The following is a 17785-nucleotide window of genomic DNA, read 5'->3' as shown; positions in this document are numbered from 1 at the left end:
CCGGCCGCTCCCGGCCTTCGCCCCTCCGCCCCCCCCCCACCCCCCCCCCCGCGCCCCCCCACCCCCACACCCCCCCCCCCCCCACCCCCGGCGCCCCCCCCCCCCCCGCGCCCGCCCCCCCACGACGGAGTCGATGCTGTCGGGGCATGCTTGGCCACGCACAGCAGGAAGCAGTCCGGCTTGCCATCCACGCCGTGAATCATTCCTTCACTGCGCCAAGACGCACGCCCTGGACTCCTGCGAGTGACACCCGTCAAGGGATCGTTCCCGCGTGAACACCTCTGGCGCCACTCTGCTGGCTTCCGTGGCAAAGGACGTGGCTCTGTCACATGGGGTCGATCGACGCGTTCTCTCTCCGCGCAGAAGGTTTCGAAATGCCTACCGACCGCGACCAGCTTTAATTATGCCCTCCAATTCGTTTGCGATTCGACGAAGAAGGGCATCGACATCCTCTTGCCTGTATCCTGCTTCTCGCATCGCCCAAGGGAACTGCTTGCGTCGAATCCAGGATATCGAGATCCCAGATCCAGCTGCATCTAGATAGGATGACACTCGGTCAAGGAATTCATCTACATCGCTCCGCCTGTAGCCTACGCTAAACCTTCCTTCGGGGAATTTTCGATTGACAATAAAGGCGCGAATGGCGGCGATCTCTGAACGCCTTTCCGATATTTGATCGACTGGCAGAACTTCACTCTCCGGGGTTCCAAAATCCCCCAAGTCGTCCACCCAAATGAGGCGATAGCACTTACGTCCGATCAAGGCGGCCACGATGAGGCATGCGATGAGCGCCCATGCTGGAAAGCTGTCTACGGCGAGTGCCACAATGGGTGCGCTGGTTACGATAAGCAGGACGCCGAAGGTGATGCCGGCAGCTCTTCTTCTTCTCACTAAAGCTCCCTATTTTTTTAGACTTCCCGAGTGCGCCGCCCGCCAAGAGAGCGGCGCACTCGGAGAAGCTTTAACGCCAGCTACCGAAGTGGCGGCGATGTCGGATTATCTGGGATGTCCAGGCCAGTGGACTCACATACGACTTCTTCTTTACTCTAGCGTGACGCCCAACGGGACGTCCGCCCTTGAACCTGCTGTACCTCCCACTTGTTTTCAAGGCTGAAGAGTGTCTCGACATTGCAAATCCGCGCGCACCGACAAATGCCCCTTGGGCGCCGCCCTTCAGTCCATGCCCCAGGTAACCGCGCCTGGTTCTGCGCTTGTTATTTACCCTGTAGTTGAGCATGTTCAGCCCGGCCCCAACCGCCGCACCTGCTATGACTGCACAGCCGATACCGGCCGAAAAGGCGCAAATAGCTCCTACGGCTACCCCTGTCGCCATACTGCGTACGAACGAGTTGCGAAGGGCCTTCTTCCACCATCGCTTGCCGTCGAGGTCGTATTGGTTGATGGGGTCGCCTGGATACCCGTACGGGTTGTCGCCGCCGCCAAAGACCGGGTCGATGGACAAGAAGCGTCCGGTTTTGGGGTTGTAGAGGCGGACGCCCATGAGGGTGAGGCCGGTGAGGGTTTCGGTGGAGCGTTGTTTGGCGCCGAGCCAGTTGTAGCGGGTAGCGGCCTGGCCGGCCCGCGGGTTGCCGTACTCGTCGTAGTCCAGGGCGACAGGGGTCTTGCTGGTGTCCAGCGGGAGCTGGAGTGCGATGTCGCCGTGGATGTTGGTGAGCTGGAGGACCGTGTCGCCGGTTTTGGTGGTGGTGGCGGCGAGATCGCCCGAGGCGGATTCGATGTTTCGGGTCAGGGTGCCGGTGGTGGTGTCCTCGGTGATCCAGCGAGGGTTGTCGCTGTCGCTGTCGTAGTGGTTGAGCTTGGAGCTGGTCTGGGTCCAGGCGGTGCCGCTGCCGGTTTCGGTTTTCCAGGAGCGGAAGCGGAGGTTGGCATCGAGTTGCCAGGTCTGGCGCTTGCCGTCCGCGGTCTGCTGGTGGGCGAGGTCGTTGGCGTAGTAGCCGATGGTGCTGCCGGGCAGGGCGGTGGTGCGGCCGAAGGCGTCGTAGGTGTAGCCGGTGTCGACGAGTCGGTCGGCGCTGTCGTAGGTGTGGTTGGTGGTGGTGCCTGGGGTGTCGGTGCAGTCAAGGCCCGGGGCCGCTGCCGTGGTGGTGAGGGATTTGCGGTTGGTGCGGCCGTCGAAGGTGTAGCTGCGGCGCGTGCAGACGCTGTCCGCGGTGTCGTCAACCGTGGTGAGCCGACCGGTCGCGTCGTAGCGGTAGGCCTGGTCGGACCAGCCGGCATGCGCGGCAACCTGTCCGTGAACGGACTCGGACACCGTGTCGGAGTAGACGATCGTCCCGTCACTGTCACGGGTGTACGTCCGGTCGATGGCCGAACCCGTCGTGTCCTGGGTCTGCTTGACCGTGTAGCCGCCGGGCAGTTTTTCGCTGGTGACCGACCCGTCGGCGTCGTAGGTGGCCTGGAAGGTACCGGCGACGGAGTCGGTGGTCTTGGTGGCCAGGCCGCGCGGTTCGAGGGCGTGATCGTAGGTGTAGGTGACGGTGGAGGGGACGCTGTCGGTGACCTTGACCTGCCGGTCGAGCAGGTCGTACTCGGTGGTCGTCACGCCGTTGTCGGCGTCCGTGTAGGAGATCTGCCGGCCGAGTTTGTCGAACGCCTTGGTGATGGTGCCGCCGGTTGGGGAGGTCACCTTGACTTCACGGCCCGTAGCGGGGTCGTACTCGGTGGTCGACTCGGGAACCGCCTGCCCGAGGCCGCCGGTGATGGCGGTCTTGGTCTGGCGGCCGGCGTTGTCGTAGGTGGTCGTGGTCGTCCGGGTGGTGCCGTTCGCGGTATCGGTGACCTTGGTGGTGTTGCCCCACCAGTCGTATTCGGTGGTGTTGGTCGGCAGCTGTGACGGGTTGGTGCCGCCGCCGGTGATGGCACCGGCCGGTCCCGTGGAGCATGTCTGGTCGGCCCATTCGGGGCGGCCCTGGCAGGTGCCGGTGCCGGTGGCGGACCAGTAGGTGGTCACCCGGGTCGCGGCGTCGGTGCCGGTGGCGCCGGGCAGGAGTTGCTTGGTGATACGGCCCTGGGCGTCGTACTCGGTGGTCTCGGTGATCTTGAGGCCGCCCGGGTCCTTGATCGTCTGGGTGGGCAGGCCCTTGGCCCAGTCGTAGACGGTCTGCACGACTCGGGTGTCGCCGTGGACGGTCGGGTGCTCACGCACCTGAGCGCCCGTGGTGACCTTGGTGACCTGGTCCTTGACCTTGGCCGTACCGTCCGTCGGACGACCCGCGTCGTACTCGTTGACCGTCCAGGAACGGGCGGTGACCGAGGTGCCGGCCGTGACGAGGGTCGTGGTCCCGGACTTCAGGTCGGCGGCCAGGTCGATGCGGTGCAGCGGGCCGAATTCCTCCAGTTCTCGGGTGCCGGTCTCGTTGTAGACAGAGGTGGTGGCCAGCAGGTTCGCGCGTTCCATGCTGGGGAGTTGTGCGATGCCGAGGTCGGCCTGGGTGGCTTTGTCGTCGGCGGTGGTGCCGAGGGCGACGGCGCGGTTGGCGGCTGACAGTTCGCGTACCGTGTTGCCGAAGCGGTCGTACTCGGTGGTGGTGACGTGCCCGCCGGGGGTGACGCTGTTGACCGAACGCCCGGACACACCCATGTAGGTGAGCGTGGCGCGGGCGTAGGAGCTTGCGGTCAGGCCGCTTCCGGCGTTCGAGGGCGGGACGGCGTCGGCGGGGAAGATGGCGGTCGCGTCGGTCGGGGCGTCCGTCTGGCCCCATGCCTTTACGTCTGCGGCGCCCATCTTGTACGGGGCCGTGGTGCCGGTCAGCGGCACGTCGTAGACCACCGAGGTGGTGGCGGTGCCTTCCTCGACATCCTTGGTGCCCTGTTTCAGGCCCGCGCGGGATGCCTTGAGGAGCATGCCGTCACCGGCGGTGGCGGCGTTGCCTGCCTTGCCGTAGGTGAAGGTCCAGGGCAGTTCGCCGGGAGGTGTCAGGCTGGTGATGCGGCTGGCCGCGTCGTAGCGGTACTCGGTCTTCAGCGCCGGGGAGATGAGCGGGTTCCACGCCTCGCGGAGTCGGCCCGTGTTGTCGTAGCGGTAGGCCTGGATGGTCTTGTACGAGGCGGCGCTGGCGCCGGGTTCGGTCGACCACATGCGGATCGAGCTGACCTGGTCGGTGTAGTCGCCGAACGTGTCGGCGGTGGCGGTGGTGGTGGTCGCGTAGACGTACTCCAGGGCCCGGCACCCGGCGGTGGCCGGGGTCGCCGTACAGGTGGCGGCGGAGGCTGCGGAGGTCGGTGCGATGACCCGCTTGGGGCGGGCGAGCTTCTTGCTGTCCACGGTCACCGTCTCGGAGACGACGGTGGTGGTGCTGTTGGTGAGGCCGTCCAGCAGCACGCTGGAGACCTGCCAGGTGGTGGCCCCGGTGGGCTTGGTGAACTGGGTGACCGTGCCCTCGGTGTCGGTGAGCGTGAACGAACCGGTCACGCTGCCGGTGAGGGTCAGGTCCTCGGCACCGGTCTCCGGGATCCAGCCGTTCTTCGCCGCATTGGCGGTGAAGTGTGTCTCGTCGCCTTCGGAGTCCACGATCGCCACGGCGGTGTCCGTGATCCGGCGGACGTGGGAGTAGTCCGACTCCGCTTCCTCGGCCGCTGTGCCCGGGACCCATTCCTTGCCGAAGATCGGGGCCTGGCCCTCCTGCTCGGCCCCCTTGTCCGGGGTGCGGGAGGAGGCCGTGCGGGACACCGACAGCCCGAAGGCGGATGCGTCGTCGGCGGACAGGGTGTAGTCACCGGTGAGGAGGTTCACCGAACCCGGACCGACCTCGCTGGACGCCGCTCCGGAGGCGTTGCGGTCGACGACGACGGACAGCGGCTCGGTGGCACCGGTGCCGCCGGGGCCGGTGAAGTCGGCCTTGATCTGGACCGTTCCGTCGGGATCGACGGTGTCGGTGGCGTTCCAGACCAGCGGCGCGTTCTTGCCACCCGTCATCGGCACCGGCCACGCGGTCAGCGCGGTACCACCCGAAGTCACCTGGCCCGCGGGGATCTGTACCCAGGGGTCGGCCTCGGAGCGGCGCCAGGAGAAGGACACCTTGTCGTACTTCGATCCGTCGGCCTCGGCGACCAGCGGCAGGCGGCGCGCGGTGCGCTCGCCTTCGCTCGGCTGGACGAAGCCTCCGGGACCGGCGTGGAAGGTGTACTCGATCGCCTCGGACTTATTGTCGGCCTTGTCGACAGCCCGCACCTGCAACATGTGGGTGCCGTCCTTCGGCGGGGCGACGCTGATGGCCTTGTCGGCAGTGGCACCACCAGTCGCGACCTTGGTCCAGGTCACTCCGTCCAGGGACCACTCAAGCCAGTTGTGGTCCGAGCCCGGCGGGGTGACGGTGAACGTGCCTGCCTGGCCGGCGCCCTTGACCCACTTGTCCGAGGGGTAGTCCGTGGACGTGATCTTGGTCGGGGCGGACGGGGCCTTGGTGTCGACGGTGAACGTCTTCCATGCCGACCAGCCGGTGTTGTAGTGCGTGCCGTCGTACGGCGACGTGCGGAATTTGTACGTCTTGCCGTCGGTCAGTTTCCCGGCGGGGACGGTGACCGAGGCCACCTGCCCGGAGGGCACGAACTTCGAGACGAGAACATCGCCGACCTGGGTGTTGGTGGCGTTGTCGAAGATCTGGAAGGTGCCGTTGACCTTGTCGCCGTTGGGGTCGATGAAGGTGTCGCGCAGGGTCGGCGTGAGCGTGTTGACCATGTAGGCGCCGCCGTAGGAGGAGTACGGCGGGCCGGCCTCCTGCTTGGTGCCGGTACGCGGCCGGTAGTTGTAGTTGACGACCAGCTTCGGCGGGTTGGAGGCCGCGTTCGCGGAGTTGACCCGCTTCCACTGCGCGACGACGGACTCGCTGGCGGCGCGGATGCCCATGTGGCCGCGGGTGGCCTTGGCCGAGGCCCACTCCTGCGTGAGCGTCGTCACGTCGGCGTTGATCCATCCGGCGGGCTGAGAGGCACAGCCGGTGTTGCCACGCGTCTCGGTGGAAGTGGCCCTCAGCGCCGTCATCGCGGGACGGTTCGTCCACCGGCTGGCCGTGGACGCCGCTGCGGTCGCATGGACCTCCCACGGGAAGAGCTTGCAGTCCGGTGCGTTGGCCGAGTGGAAGTTCCACAGGCTCAGCTTGGCGCTGAGGACCAGCGCGTCCTGGATGGGAGTGGTGTTCCAGGAGATGAAGGACTCCGCGGTACGCGGAGTGCCGTTGGCGTTCTTCGTTCCGGGGTTGCCCCAGTCCAGTTCCTTGCCAATGGACAAGTCGACGGTCTCGCCCTGCTGCACATACGTGTCGAAGACGTTGCCCAGTGATGAGGTGGACGGGTCGATGGTGACCGGGTAGGCGGTGTCCGGGTCGGCGAGGAAGTCGGCGTCCGGGGTGATGACCAGGTCGACGCCGCCCTTGTTCTTGACGACCTTCAGACCGACCTTGGCTCGGTTCGTGTGCTCCCCGGAGCGCTTGTCGACGGTGGCGTCCCACATGACCGGGGCCGGCATCACAGCGCTCTTCTTGGACTTCTTGTCCGTGAAGAGAATGCTGCCGTCCGCCTGCTGCCGGACCTTCAAGCCCTTGGTCAGCAGTGGCAGCGTGTAGGAGAAGCCAGCCTCGGGTCTGGTGTTGACCTCGACGAACTGCTCGAAACCGGTACGTGTGGCCTCCACGACCACGTCCGCGCCCGGGACGGCGTTCTCGTACGTGGCGCGGGTGCCGTCCAGCTTCGGAGCCGGCAGACCGCCACGCCACTGCAGAGTGATCGCCTCATCGCCACTGCCCAGGGTGACCAGGTCCGTGGCAGGGGCGGACTGGGCGGCGCGCAGCGAAGCGGCCCGGGTACCGGACTTGCCCGCGAGCCTCAGCCCACGCGGGTGAGCCTTGGACACGACCGAGCCATCCGCCTCGGCGGCCAGCTCGACATCCACATCACGCCAGTTGCCCGAGGCCCGATCCTGGAACCGGACCGGGCCGGCGGACAGCTCCGTCGTGAGCGACCCGTCCTTGTTCACCCAGGTCGTCGACGTCTCCGTCCGCTCCGACAGCGCCTCGACCCGCCGGCCCGACAACCGCGCCGCCACACGCGCCGAAGCAATGTCCGCCGCCTGCGTGACCGTTGGCTTCTCCGGTGCGGCAGCAGCCTGGGAAGGGGTCGCAGTCGCAGGACTCGCACCGTCGAGAAGGGTGACGGACAAGGCGACCGCGAGACTGCCTGCTATGTAGCGCAGGCTTCTCCCCGACCAGATCCGACCACGCGCCTCCGGCGCACGTATATGACTCTTCATCATCCCTCAGCTTCTTGAGTGCATTTACACCACAGATGTGATGCGCCTGTGAAGTTACTGAGGATGGATTGATTAAAAATCCTGACATGCGGGCACAAAATCGCGGAGCCTCAAAGGATCTTGATCATTTCGTAATGAAAAGATGAACGGCTACCCGGATAAGTCCAAATCATGCATGCATCATCAAATCATTTGAGAATGGCTCATTTATTACCCTCAAGCAGCAGACGCGCGTCTATGGATCGGACTCGAATCGCAGGCCCGGACAGCTTTCACGGGCAAGACCGATCAACACCGGCGACACCTCAACGCCGAGGGCATTCAGCTCCAGGTCCCGCAGATACGCCACTGCAGGCTGAGCAGCCACTCCACGACCGCGACGCCGAGGCGACGCACCGGCACCGTCGTACGGTGCGACAGCCGCGAGCCGCTCAGGCTCGGCACCGCGATCAGCCGGATGATGACCGAGCGCAGCATGGTCGCCTCGGCTGTCGGCGGCAGCGCCCTCGCCCAGTTCAACGCCATCCTTGCCGCGGCTGCGCCCGATCTCGTCGACCGCGTCCATGCTGTGGCGTTCGACGCGGACACCGGCCGCCTGGATTCGGTCCCCGACGCCCCGGCCTGCGGCGCGAAGCTGCGCTGGAGCGCACCGAAGCTGATCGTGGCGGCCAACGAAAGGGTGCCGGAGGCATTGTCACGTTGGTGGGGTGCTGATCGGTTGAGGGCGCGTCAGTGAGCCGAAGCAAGATAGTTGTCACATAGGCAGGCTTCTTGTCACCTGCGGGGCCTACTGCTGATGGGCGGCTGGTTGCGCGTGAGTGAGTACGCTCCACCGCTCCAGTTCGTCCGAGTGGCTGGCGGCCGCTGTTGCCCGGGCGACCTCTTCGGCTTCCTTCGGTGTCGGCTCACCATGGCGGGTGATCAACTTCAGGGGCCAGGTCGGAGTGCCCGATTGCTCGCCGTCGAAGGGGTGCCAGTTCCAGGCCGCATCGAACCGCCAGGCGCGCCCGTTCCGGTCGGCAACCTCATCACCCAGTTCGAGGAAGGCGTACGGACGGAAGAACAGCTCGATGCGTATGGGTTCGCCGCCGGCCGGATCGATCGTGTAGCCCTGGTCTTCAAGGGAAGGGTCGTGGGTCTCACCCTGCTGCAGGACCTCGAGGTAGGACGCGGGCCGGGGCAGCATGCCGGTGACCAGGGGCGGATCGAAGCGGTGGACCGCCTGGACGTGCACCACGGTCGTGGGGATTCCCACCAGGCAGGTATCGCCCGGCTTCAGGGTGGTCTCCGCCGGTTCTGTTCGGAAGATCTCCCACTCGCGGGCCGCGGGCGTTGGAAGCGCCCTCTGGCCGTTCCACCTGATGTTCTCGGCCTGGGGGTCCACTTCCAACCACGGCCACCGCACGGATACGTAGTAAGGGGTGACCCCGGTGACGGCGGTCTCAGTGAACGGGCACTGCAGCAACAGCACGTCACCGGGCCTGTAGTCGTGACTCATGAACGCATTGTGCATGCCGTCACTGACGGTGGTCGGTCGCCTTGGCCAGGCGCTCGGCGTGGTCTTCGAGCAGCGGCTTGAGGGCGCCGTAGTAGGGCTGATGGTCAGTTGTGCGGAGCCAGTGGAAGACGTTGTGTCGCTCCCGGGTCCAGACGGCGCGTAGTGCGGGGTCGGGGGCGATGTGTGGCGGGCAGGGTGCGAAGTCGGGCTCGCCTTCGGTGACGCGGGTCCAGATGTAGGCGCTGACGGCCAGGCGCCGACGGTCGTCGCTGAGGGGCTTTCGGTGACTGGTGAGGTCCGGGAGCTGGGTGAGTATGTGCTGCCAGTTCTCGGGTTCCAGCGTCCAGGTGGCGAGGGCCTCGCGTCGGTGTTGGTAGTCGATGGCGGGACCTGCAAGGAGCTCGGCGGTGATGGCGTCGAGGGCTTGTTCGAAGTCACGGGCCTTGCCGCTGGTGCGGAGGCGGCGGTTCAGCAGCTGCGTGTAGCCCATCCTCTTGCCCTCAGGGTTGATCCCGAGGAACTGGGCGGCTTGGTCCAGGCCGCCGCCGCGTGCGCGCCGGACGAGGAAGACCGCAGCCGCGCGGCGGCGCATCTTGGGCGTGCTATCCGAGAGGAAGCCGAGGTGGCGTTCGGCGAGGTCTTGAGACAAACACGCGGGGATGTGTTCGGGTTGCAGGCCGATGCCGGTGGAGGGGAGACGGAGTCCGCCTTTGCCGGCGCGTCGGAAGGTGGGAACGATCGTGTCGGCGGCGAGCTGGAAGCGCTCGGAGCATGCACTGCGCTGCTTCTTGAAGGCGTTGTCCCAGATCAGGTGTCGCGTGGGCGGGATTCCGCTGCGGCTCCGGTTCTCCTCGGGCGCGAGCGGGGAGAGTGCCTCACGCAGGTCGTCGGCGGTCAGGATCCGATCGGTGACCTGGAGGAGGTCGGCGCAGGCGAGCGCGTCGACGGGTCCCGCGGTGGAGCGGTAGGGACGGGAGTCGACTCCGTCGCGGATGGCGAGGTGCCGGTCGACGGCGGCGGCGAGGGGGCGGGTGGTGCCGACCGGCTGGATGCGCGGCCAGCAGATCATGACCAGTCCGGCAAGCAGGATGAGTTCGGTGAAGTACTGCTGTGCTTGCCGTTTGGGCCGGCCGGGGCCGAGCAGGCCGAGGATCTTGCGCTGGAGCTCGAGCAGGGCGGGTCCGGGCTGATGGTGCCGTGGGTCGTGCACGAGTGGCGCCCCGCAGGGGGTGCCCGGCCGGCTGGTCGGGACGTCCTGGGTCAGGGAGGACCGGCAGTGGGCGGGGTGGACCCCGGTGGCGGCGGGGCGGGGGACCAGCTGTGTTCTGCTGCTGAAGTTGATCGGCTTGCGGCAGTGGGGGCAGAGGTGTTCCAGGAACACCTTGTGCAGCGGGCAGGCGAAGACGACGGGCAGGCGCCAGAGGATCTGCCAGGGCCCGCCGTGGGCGTTCTGGATGTCGGAGCCGTCGCCGGCGAGGCAGTGGGGGCAGTAGCGGGCGGTGGTGGGGAACAGCCATCGGTCCGAGTGCATGGAGTAGACCCTCCCGGCCCGGACCTCGTCGATGCTGCGGGCCGCCGGCGGGTAGCGGCAGGCGAGGGGCTCCAGCGTCATCGCGCGCACTTCGCGCGGGTCGAGCCGGGTGGTGAGGGCGAAGTGGCTGACCTCGGCTGGGCTCAGCAGGGTCGAAAGCGAGGCCCGGGCTCGCCCTAGCCGGTCCTGTTCGGTCAGGCCGGTCTGCCGGGCGAGCTCGTGGGGTGAGATGTGCAGGCGGTGGGCCAGACGCAGGACGAAGCCGGCCAGGGACTCGCCCTCCAGCGGGTCGAGGCTGAGTCCGAAGGGCCGCAGCCCGGCGCCCGTGGTCGCGTCAGTCACCGGCGGCCGGCCTGTTCCCGCGGTCGTCGAGGACCGTGTTGCGTCCGCGTCGGCGGCGGGTCTTCGCGGGCGGGGCGGTGTTCTGCGGGATGTCGGGGACCTCGCCGGCCCCGGGGTCGAGGTCGTCCAGGTTGCCGAGGTGGATCGTGGTCTTCGCGAGCAGTTCGGGGGTGAGGCGTTCTTCGCCGGTGAGGATCGCCTCGGTGCAGCCGTCCTCGATCAGCCGCCGCAGCAGGCCGACGATGCCGCGGGTGCGGCCGAAGAGGTACTCGGGCATCTCGCCGGTGGTCAGCATGCCTTCGAAGGACCGCAGGAGCCGCAGCTGGTCCTCGATGCCGGCCAGGTGGTCGAGGAAGGCGGTGATGCCGGCCGGGGTGGAGTAGTCGAACGGGTCGAGATCGACCATGTCGAACCGGCGGCCGGTCTGCGTGGCGGCCGCGGCGTGGTGCCGCCCGCCTCGCCCGTGGTCGGGGAAGACCCACTGCCCGGTGCGCTGGTCGACGTAGGCGCCGCGCAGAAGGCCGGAGCCGGGGATGTCCACGCCGATCAGGATCAGGGTGACGTTGAGGTCCATCAGTTCGCGGATCAGGTCGAGGGTGTCCTGGTCGTCCTCGCGCTGGAGCCGGAGCCGGGTGATGTCGTCGATCAGCAGGGCGGTGGTGTGATGGTCGTGGATCGCGTCCCGCACCGCTCTGACCAGGTCGTCCAGGGTTCCGGGGTGCGGGTTGCCGTAGACGTTCAAGATCGCCTTGCAGAGACCCTTGGGTGTCGCGCGCACCGGCAGTCGGCAGTAGGCGACGGGCACGAACACGTCCCGGGTGCCGGGGGTGGAGCCGGGCAGCAGCTGGTGGTGGACCTCGCGCCAGACGTCCTCGAAGGACGCGGCCGCGTCGCAGGCGGTCTCGGTCTTTCCCTGGAACCCGCCGCCGTTGATCATCAGGCCGTCGCGGGTGCCGGGCATGAACTTCACCGCGTTGTTCTGCAGCCGGCCGCGCATCAGGTTCGCGACCCGCGCGCTCATCGGCGTCTCCTGCAGCCGCATGTTGACGTGCGTCGCGGTGCGGTGCAGGTCGTGCAGAGCCCGGCGCCGGGGACTCAGGCTCTGGTAGCCCGCCGGCGTGAGCCGCGGAGCGGGCACGAAGGTGCCGCGGATCTTCCGCCACTGCTGCCAGCCCTCCCAGCGGGTGCGGTCCGGCGGCGGGCCGGCCCGCAGGAACGGGACGACCGGGTGCTCATCCGGCGTCGTCTGGTCCACCACGGTCCTCCTCCAGGTCGTCCTCGGGCAGGACGAACACGCTGCGGGCCCGGAAGTTGTGGCCCAGCTCGGGCGGCGGGACGGGAGCGGGCCGGACGGCCTCCCGCCGCCGGCGCCGTTCCCCGGCGACCGCTTCCTGCGTCTGGCGGGCCCGGCCCGGCCAGCTCAGCACCGTCGCCTCCTCAGTGGGAGAGGGGGCGGGTGGTGGGGCCGCGGCCGCCGTGCTCGGCGGCCGGTCGGCCTGCGCGGCCCTGGCCTGGTGCGTGTCGCGGGCGTGCTCGGTGCGCTGGGACTTCTTCATCTGCGTCGGCCACTTGCTGACCGGGATGTGCGAGCCGATCAGCTCCAGCAGCACCGGCAGCAGTTCGGTGTCCGACTTCGGCTTCAGCCCGGCCGCGGCGGCCTTGGCGAGCAGGGCGCTGGCCCGTGCGTCCCCGAAGGCCGGCATCTGCCCGGCCCGGGGCATGCCCGTCCAGGGCAGCGGGTGCCAGGCATGGCTGAGCGGGTCCTGGAAGAACACCTGTCGCCGATCCCGCGGATCGCGGCGGATGAGCCACTTGCCCTTGTGCTTGCCGCCCCGCGTCGACAGCCCGCCGCGGTAGTCCCGCAGGACATCGGCGTCGTCGTACCAAAGTCCGCGGATCTTCACCCCGCGGCGCTTGTCGATGCGGACGTAGTGGGCGGGCAGCAGCTCGTAGAACAGCTCCGGGGAGGGGATGTCCATCGCGAAGCCGGTCTGCGCGAACGACGCCGCGAACAGCGAGTTCGGGCTGTGCGAGCCGTCCGGATCCCAGGCCGGCGCGTACTCGCCCAGCTTGCGCTTTTGCCAGACGCCGACGATCCACGTCGCGATCAGGTGCTCGAGCTGGTCGGCCGTCAGCACCGCGTCCGCGGCCGGATCGGCTCCGCGGTCGGCGACGTCGACGCCGGTGTAGCCGACCAGGTGCTCGAACAGCAGCTGCCGGATCACGCCGAAGGCTCGCTCGACGGCGGCCTTGTCGGTCGGCCGCAGCACCCGCGCGGGCAGGACCTGGCAGCCGAGCACCCGCTCGACCTCGACCAGGTGGTGGTTGCGATAGACCGATCCGTGGTCGGTGGTCACCGTCTCCGGGGTGAAGAACGGCAGGCCGGCCACCGGGTGCCCGGCGAACTCGGCCACCACCGCGGCGGGCAGGCCGGGGTAGGGCCATTCCAGGTCCTCGCCCCAGTCCGCCCGCATCGGCAGCGGCATCGTCACGTCCCGCAGCACCATCGCGACGTCGACCGAGGTGTCGGAAACCAGCGTGAGCCGGAAGGCGACCAGCGAGTGCGTGCAGACGTCCAGGGCCAGGGTGAGGTGCATCTTCACCGGATCGCCGAAGACGTGCTCGCGGACCATGACCGGCAGCACCGTGGTGTCCAGCGCGACGACCTGGCCCGGCCGGTGCACCAGGACGTGCCCCTGCGACTCTGGCAGATCGGCCGACCGCGCGTAGCGCTGCCGGGCGCCGCCGGGGCCGAACCACTCCTGCCAGAGCCGGCGAAGGGTGTCGTAGCTGGGCACCTTCGTCTCGGGCCCGAACTCCTCGCGGACGTACTGCCGGATCATGCGGTCCTTCGTCCGCATCGACACCTTCGCCATCCGCTGCGTCTCCTCGCGGACCGCCAGGACCGCCTCCCGCACCGGCTCGGAAACCGTGCGGGTCCCGCCGCTGCGGCGCAGCCACCGGTCGTCTGCGCAGCCGACCAGCCCGAACCGGCGGCGGGCGTTCTCCCACCGGATCAGCGTCCGGTAGCCGACCGAGCCAAGCCCCAGCAGCCTCGCGTGCTGCGGGTCCAGGGCCGCGAGCTCCGCCACCTTCGCGTGCCGGCGCTCGGTGAGCGTCGTCGTCGCCGGGTCGTACTCAGGCTTCGGCTCGCCCGGGCCCGGGTGGAACGGGTCGCCGGAGCGGAACCCGGTCGCCACTTCCAGCAGGTGGGCCATCCGCAGCCCGGTCAGCTCCAGCCGGCCCGCGTTCAGGTCCTCGGACACCTTGCGCTGGCGGCCCCGGTCGGCCCCCGCCGCCGACGTCCGCGACGACGGCCGGCACTGCGGATGGTTGGCCAGGAACCGGAACGTCACCCGCTCGCGGGTGCCGTCGTCCTTCACCAACTGCACCCGGCCCAGGTGCGGTTCGCGGCGCTCGACCGTCCACTCCGTCCCGTCCAGCACCAGCCCGGCGCCCGGGGAAAGGTCCAGCACCGCCGCCGCGGTCACCGGCCCGCCTCCCCGGCGGGCAGCACGAGCGAGCGGTCCCCAAGCGGGCCGGCCAGGTCGACGCCCAGCTGCCGGGACCACAGCAGGTGCAGCAGCTGGGCCCGGGCGACCGGCTCGCAGCCCGTCGCCGCCGCGAGCTCGCCGAACCTCCGCCCGCCGCCGGCCTCGGCGAGCAGCACCGGCCGAAGCCCCAGCGGATCGGACCTCAGCCGGCGCCGCGATGCCATCGCGTCCAGGCCCGCAAAGGCGTGCTCGCGCCAGCGGGCGGCCACCGCGTAGCGCCAGCCGCAGGCGACGGCGACCTCGGCGGCCGCGGCGAACGACTCCCGGTCCGGCTCCTTGATCAGCGGCTCGGGGCGTACGTCGATCAGCCAGACGCCGCGGCGGGTCACCGCGAGGTAGTCAGGGGTGTGGGCGCGGCGCTTCCCGCAGGTTGCGAAGGAGATCTTCAGCGGCTGCGAGACGACGTCGACCACGTCGCCGGCGAAGTCCAGGGCCAGCAGCACCCGGCTCTCCTCCAGGCTCTCCGCGCCGTGGTGCCGGCCGGTGCTGGTCAGGAACTGCAGGCCAGGACGGTGCCGTTGGTCCCGGCGCCAGGTGAAGTGCCGCATCGGGTCGCTCGTGTGTCAACGGACACGCTGGCGTCCTTCTGAGTGGACATTTCAGTTCCTTGTGGGCGGACATGTGATCTCCCCGTCCGGTGTGACTATTTGACCTCCATCTGGAGGATCGTGTGGTTCGGGGGCAGGCATGGCGCCTGTGCCGTCGGTGATGTCAGTGGTGGCTGCAAGGGTGGCGCCATGCGTCCTTGGAATCTGCTCGATCTCGACAAGGCCCTGCGAGCCAGCTGGGCTGCTGACACCTGTTCCCCCAGCGACATCACTGGCATCCCATGGCAGCCGGGCAACCCGGCCTGGGGCCACTGCGACATCACCGCGTTGATCGTCCATGACATATTCGGTGGCGACCTCGTGGTCGGCGAGGTGCACCAGGACGGCCAGCCGCAGGGCTTCCACTGGTGGAACCGGCTGCCCAACGGCGTCGAACTCGACCTGACACGTGAGCAGTTCCAACACGGTCAGGTCATCACCGCGGCCCGCGTCGTCGAACGCCCGCCAGGCCCGCTGCCGCGCCGGTGGGAGGAGTACCTCCTCCTGCGTGAGCGCGTGATGGAGCATCTTGGCCCGCTTCCGGAGCCCGTCTGAGGAGACGGGAAGAATTAGTGGAGTGGCTTGACCCCGCGGCCGGTGGTTGCCTGGGTGAGCCGGAGGCTGGTGCCCTCGGTCAGGACGATGTGCGCGTGATGCAGCAGCCGGTCGACCGCGGCCGTCGCGAGCGTCTTGGGCATGATCGTGTCGAAGCCCGACGGGTGCAGGTTCGACGTCACGATCACCGACCTGCGCTCGTAGGCGGCATCGATCACCCGGTAGAACGCCTCGGCGGCGGCCTGGCCGGACGGCAGCATCCCGATGTCGTCCAGGATGATCAGGTGGGCCCGGGTGATCTTCGCGATCGCCTTGGCGACGGAGTTGTCCACGGTCGCCCGGCCGACGTGAGCCGTCAGCGACTCCAGGCTGAACCAGGAGACTTGCATGCCCTGGTCGATGGCCTTGTGGGCCAGGGCCTCGGCGAAGTGGCTCTTGCCGGTGCCCGACGGGCCGGCGATCGCGAGGTTCTCCGCGCGGTGGACCCACTCCAGCGTCATCAGCGCCTGCTGGGTCGGGGCCGGGATGGAGGAGTCCTCCTCCCGCCAGGAGTCGAACGTCTTGCCGGTGGGCAGGTTAGCCTGCTTGCGGTGGCTTCTTCGGGTCGCCGCCTCCCGGCCCTGGATCTCCTCCTCCAGCAGGATCCGCACCACCTCGGCCGGGTCCCACCGCTGCGAACGCGCGGTCGCCAGCACCGATGGGGCCACCTTGCGGAGATAGGGGAACCGCATCCGCTTCAGGACGCGCTCCAACTCGGCTGGGATCGGCGGCGGGGCCGGCGGGGAGGGAACCGGGGAGGGCGCCGGGGCCGGTTCGGTGGTCGGGTCCAGCAAGGCGATGCCGGTCATGGCTGCGGATTCCTTTCTGCGGGGCCGCTGTTGGTGCGGCCGAAGTTCGCCCAGGCGGAGGTGCCGGGCTGGACGGAGTGGGTCTCGTCGGCGACGACGAGGTCGGCGGGACGGACGCCGGACCTGCGGTGCTGGACGATGGACATCAGGTCGTCTTCGGCGAACCGGCCCGCGGTTGCGGCCAGACCGAGCGAGATGTCGACCTCGGCGACGCCGACCAGGGCGGCCAGCTCGACGGCGGCGGCCATCTTCACCCGAATCCGCGTCGTCCCCGCCGCGGCGGCCTCGATCAGCCACGACTTCGCCCCCGGTCCCAGGGCCAGAAACGCGGACTCGGCCTCGTCGGCCGGCTTCGGCCGCGGCGGCTTGGGCGATCCGTCCATTTCCTGCGGATGGTCGGGATAGTGGGCCGGGTCGATCACCGGCCGTCCTGGCAGGGCTAGTTGGTGACGGGCGACCTCGGTCAGCCCCGCGGCCCCTTGCAGCCACTCCGGTCGGCGGACCAGGCGGGCGAGGTCGACGACGATGACCAGCTCGTCGCCGTCGACGCGGACGAAGGCTTCCTGCCCGACCAGGCCGGGCGGGGTGGAATACCGCACCGAGCCGAAGCGGACGGTCTGGTCCCTCAGCACCTGCCGGGACTCGCCCAGGGCGAGCGTGTGAGGTTCAACCGGCAGCGGGTGCAGCCGGGTTCGTTCGATGTCGAGCATCGAGGACGGGGCCTTGCCGGTCTCCCGGTGAATCCGGTTGTTGACCGTCTGGCAGAAGATCGCGCACTCGCCGCGGAGTTCGGCGAAGGAGTCGTACTCCTTGCGCAGGTTCGCGGAGGTGGGCACCAGGTCCGCTTTTGCGATGCGGACCGTCGCCTCCGATCCGCCTTTGGACTCGGGGTCGAAGGGGACGCAGGTGTGCACCTGCATCCCGTAATGCCGTCCCGTCGCGACGATTTCAGGGTGCCGGACCGCGACGCCGGCGACCCGGTCGATCGTCACGGTCTTCTCGTTGTCGGTCAGGGCATAGGTCGGTGCACCACCGATCGCCCGCAGCGTCGAGTCGATGCAGGTCACCAAGGTGGGCAGGGTCCGGTCCCAGGTCGGGATCACCACCCGGAACCTCGACCAGGCCAGCCAGGCGCAGAACAGCAGCGTCTCGCGAGGCTCGCCACTGCCGGGGCCGGGGACCTTCGGCCCCCAGCCCCAGTCGAACTGGAGCCACAGACCGGGCTCGGTGATCCACGGCCGATAGGTCCGCAGCTTGCCGGCCCGCCAGGCTTCCTTCGCCTTGGCCACCGCCCTGCGGGTCGTCCTCGCGTCGCCGGTGAACCCCAGCAGCTGCAGGCGTTCGTGGAGCTTGTCCGCGCGGACCTTGCCTCCGGAGCGTTCGACCCATTCCTCGATCTTGGGCATGAACGGGTCGATCATCTTCGGCCGCCGGACAGGGCCGGTGACCGGGCGACCGGTGTCCCTCATCCGTGCATACCTCCGCACGGTCTTGGGATCGACCCCCGCCAGCGCAGCCGCCGAATGCGCACATTCGGTGGCGTCCAGGGCCTCGAAGATTTCCATGATTTCCCTGTCAGACTTCTTCAACGTCCCTCCGGTCGGTC

General features: G+C 68.7%; 12 protein-coding genes. 2 read left to right on the top strand and 10 right to left on the bottom strand.

Going from position 1 to position 17785, the window contains the following annotated elements:
• Positions 1-378: 378 nt before the first annotated feature.
• The 3 genes from ACFYXM_RS24085 to ACFYXM_RS24075 form a co-directional block, all read right to left on the bottom strand.
• Positions 379-729 (bottom strand): DivIVA domain-containing protein, encoded by a 351-nt coding sequence (locus ACFYXM_RS24085; protein ID WP_389292374.1) that lies wholly within the window; start codon positions 727-729, stop codon positions 379-381.
• Positions 730-961: 232 nt separating this feature from the next.
• Positions 962-7174, bottom strand: a complete 6213-nt coding sequence (locus ACFYXM_RS24080; RefSeq protein WP_389292372.1) for an RHS repeat-associated core domain-containing protein — start codon at positions 7172-7174, stop codon at positions 962-964.
• 411 nt (positions 7175-7585) lie between these two features.
• The gene (locus tag ACFYXM_RS24075) at positions 7586-7741 is read right to left on the bottom strand and encodes a hypothetical protein (RefSeq protein ID WP_389292231.1); all 156 of its coding nucleotides are present in this window, start codon (positions 7739-7741) and stop codon (positions 7586-7588) included.
• On the opposite strand from ACFYXM_RS24075, the gene ACFYXM_RS24070 reads away from it, so the two are divergent.
• A complete protein-coding gene (locus tag ACFYXM_RS24070; protein WP_389292229.1) occupies positions 7722-8000 on the top strand; it encodes a hypothetical protein in 279 nt (92 codons plus the stop codon). The genes ACFYXM_RS24075 and ACFYXM_RS24070 overlap by 20 nt on opposite strands.
• A gap of 51 nt (positions 8001-8051) precedes the next feature.
• Here ACFYXM_RS24070 and ACFYXM_RS24065 read toward each other — a convergent pair whose 3' ends face one another.
• The 5 genes from ACFYXM_RS24065 to ACFYXM_RS24045 are packed head-to-tail and all read right to left on the bottom strand — an operon-like array spanning position 8052 to position 14737.
• Positions 8052-8762 carry a hypothetical protein gene (locus ACFYXM_RS24065; protein ID WP_389292228.1) on the bottom strand — a complete coding sequence of 237 codons (711 nt, stop codon included), beginning with the start codon at positions 8760-8762 and terminating at the stop codon, positions 8052-8054.
• A gap of 19 nt (positions 8763-8781) precedes the next feature.
• Entirely contained in the window at positions 8782-10635 is a 1854-nt protein-coding gene (locus tag ACFYXM_RS24060) for a TniQ family protein (protein WP_389292226.1), read from the bottom strand.
• Positions 10628-11890 carry an AAA family ATPase gene (locus tag ACFYXM_RS24055; RefSeq protein ID WP_389292224.1) on the bottom strand — a complete coding sequence of 421 codons (1263 nt, stop codon included), beginning with the start codon at positions 11888-11890 and terminating at the stop codon, positions 10628-10630. The genes ACFYXM_RS24060 and ACFYXM_RS24055 overlap by 8 nt, the downstream gene beginning before the upstream one ends.
• Entirely contained in the window at positions 11868-14126 is a 2259-nt protein-coding gene (locus ACFYXM_RS24050; RefSeq protein WP_389292223.1) for a transposase, read from the bottom strand. Before ACFYXM_RS24050 ends, ACFYXM_RS24055 begins: the two co-directional genes overlap by 23 nt.
• The gene (locus ACFYXM_RS24045) at positions 14123-14737 is read right to left on the bottom strand and encodes a TnsA-like heteromeric transposase endonuclease subunit (protein WP_389292221.1); all 615 of its coding nucleotides are present in this window, start codon (positions 14735-14737) and stop codon (positions 14123-14125) included. The genes ACFYXM_RS24050 and ACFYXM_RS24045 overlap by 4 nt, the downstream gene beginning before the upstream one ends.
• 189 nt (positions 14738-14926) lie before the next feature.
• Here ACFYXM_RS24045 and ACFYXM_RS24040 point away from each other — a divergent pair, with 189 nt between their 5' ends.
• Entirely contained in the window at positions 14927-15331 is a 405-nt protein-coding gene (locus ACFYXM_RS24040) for a hypothetical protein (protein WP_389292219.1), read from the top strand.
• 14 nt (positions 15332-15345) lie between these two features.
• Here the strand turns inward: ACFYXM_RS24040 and istB are convergent, their stop codons facing one another.
• Both istB and istA read right to left on the bottom strand, forming a co-directional pair.
• The gene (gene istB / locus ACFYXM_RS24035) at positions 15346-16179 is read right to left on the bottom strand and encodes an IS21-like element helper ATPase IstB (RefSeq protein ID WP_389292217.1); all 834 of its coding nucleotides are present in this window, start codon (positions 16177-16179) and stop codon (positions 15346-15348) included.
• Positions 16176-17744, bottom strand: a complete 1569-nt coding sequence (istA, locus tag ACFYXM_RS24030; protein WP_389292216.1) for an IS21 family transposase — start codon at positions 17742-17744, stop codon at positions 16176-16178. Before istA ends, istB begins: the two co-directional genes overlap by 4 nt.
• Between the last annotated feature and the right edge of the window lie 41 nt (positions 17745-17785).

Origin of the sequence: Streptomyces sp. NPDC002476, assembly GCF_042889785.1 — a bacterium.
GTDB lineage: Bacteria > Actinomycetota > Actinomycetes > Streptomycetales > Streptomycetaceae > Streptomyces.
The sequence above is the reverse complement of the archived record's forward strand: the minus strand, read 5'-3'. Positions and strand labels throughout refer to the sequence as shown.

Excerpts from the sequence above, each read along its gene's own strand:
- ACFYXM_RS24075 (WP_389292231.1), bottom strand. The coding sequence starts at position 7,741 with ATGCTGCGCTCGGTCATCATCCGGCTGATCGCGGTGCCGAGCCTGAGC.
- ACFYXM_RS24070 (WP_389292229.1), top strand. The coding sequence starts at position 7,722 with ATGATGACCGAGCGCAGCATGGTCGCCTCGGCTGTCGGCGGCAGCGCC.
- ACFYXM_RS24065 (WP_389292228.1), bottom strand. The coding sequence starts at position 8,762 with ATGAGTCACGACTACAGGCCCGGTGACGTGCTGTTGCTGCAGTGCCCG.
- ACFYXM_RS24045 (WP_389292221.1), bottom strand. The coding sequence starts at position 14,737 with ATGCGGCACTTCACCTGGCGCCGGGACCAACGGCACCGTCCTGGCCTG.
- ACFYXM_RS24040 (WP_389292219.1), top strand. The coding sequence starts at position 14,927 with ATGCGTCCTTGGAATCTGCTCGATCTCGACAAGGCCCTGCGAGCCAGC.
- istB (WP_389292217.1), bottom strand. The coding sequence starts at position 16,179 with ATGACCGGCATCGCCTTGCTGGACCCGACCACCGAACCGGCCCCGGCG.
- istA (WP_389292216.1), bottom strand. The coding sequence starts at position 17,744 with ATGGAAATCTTCGAGGCCCTGGACGCCACCGAATGTGCGCATTCGGCG.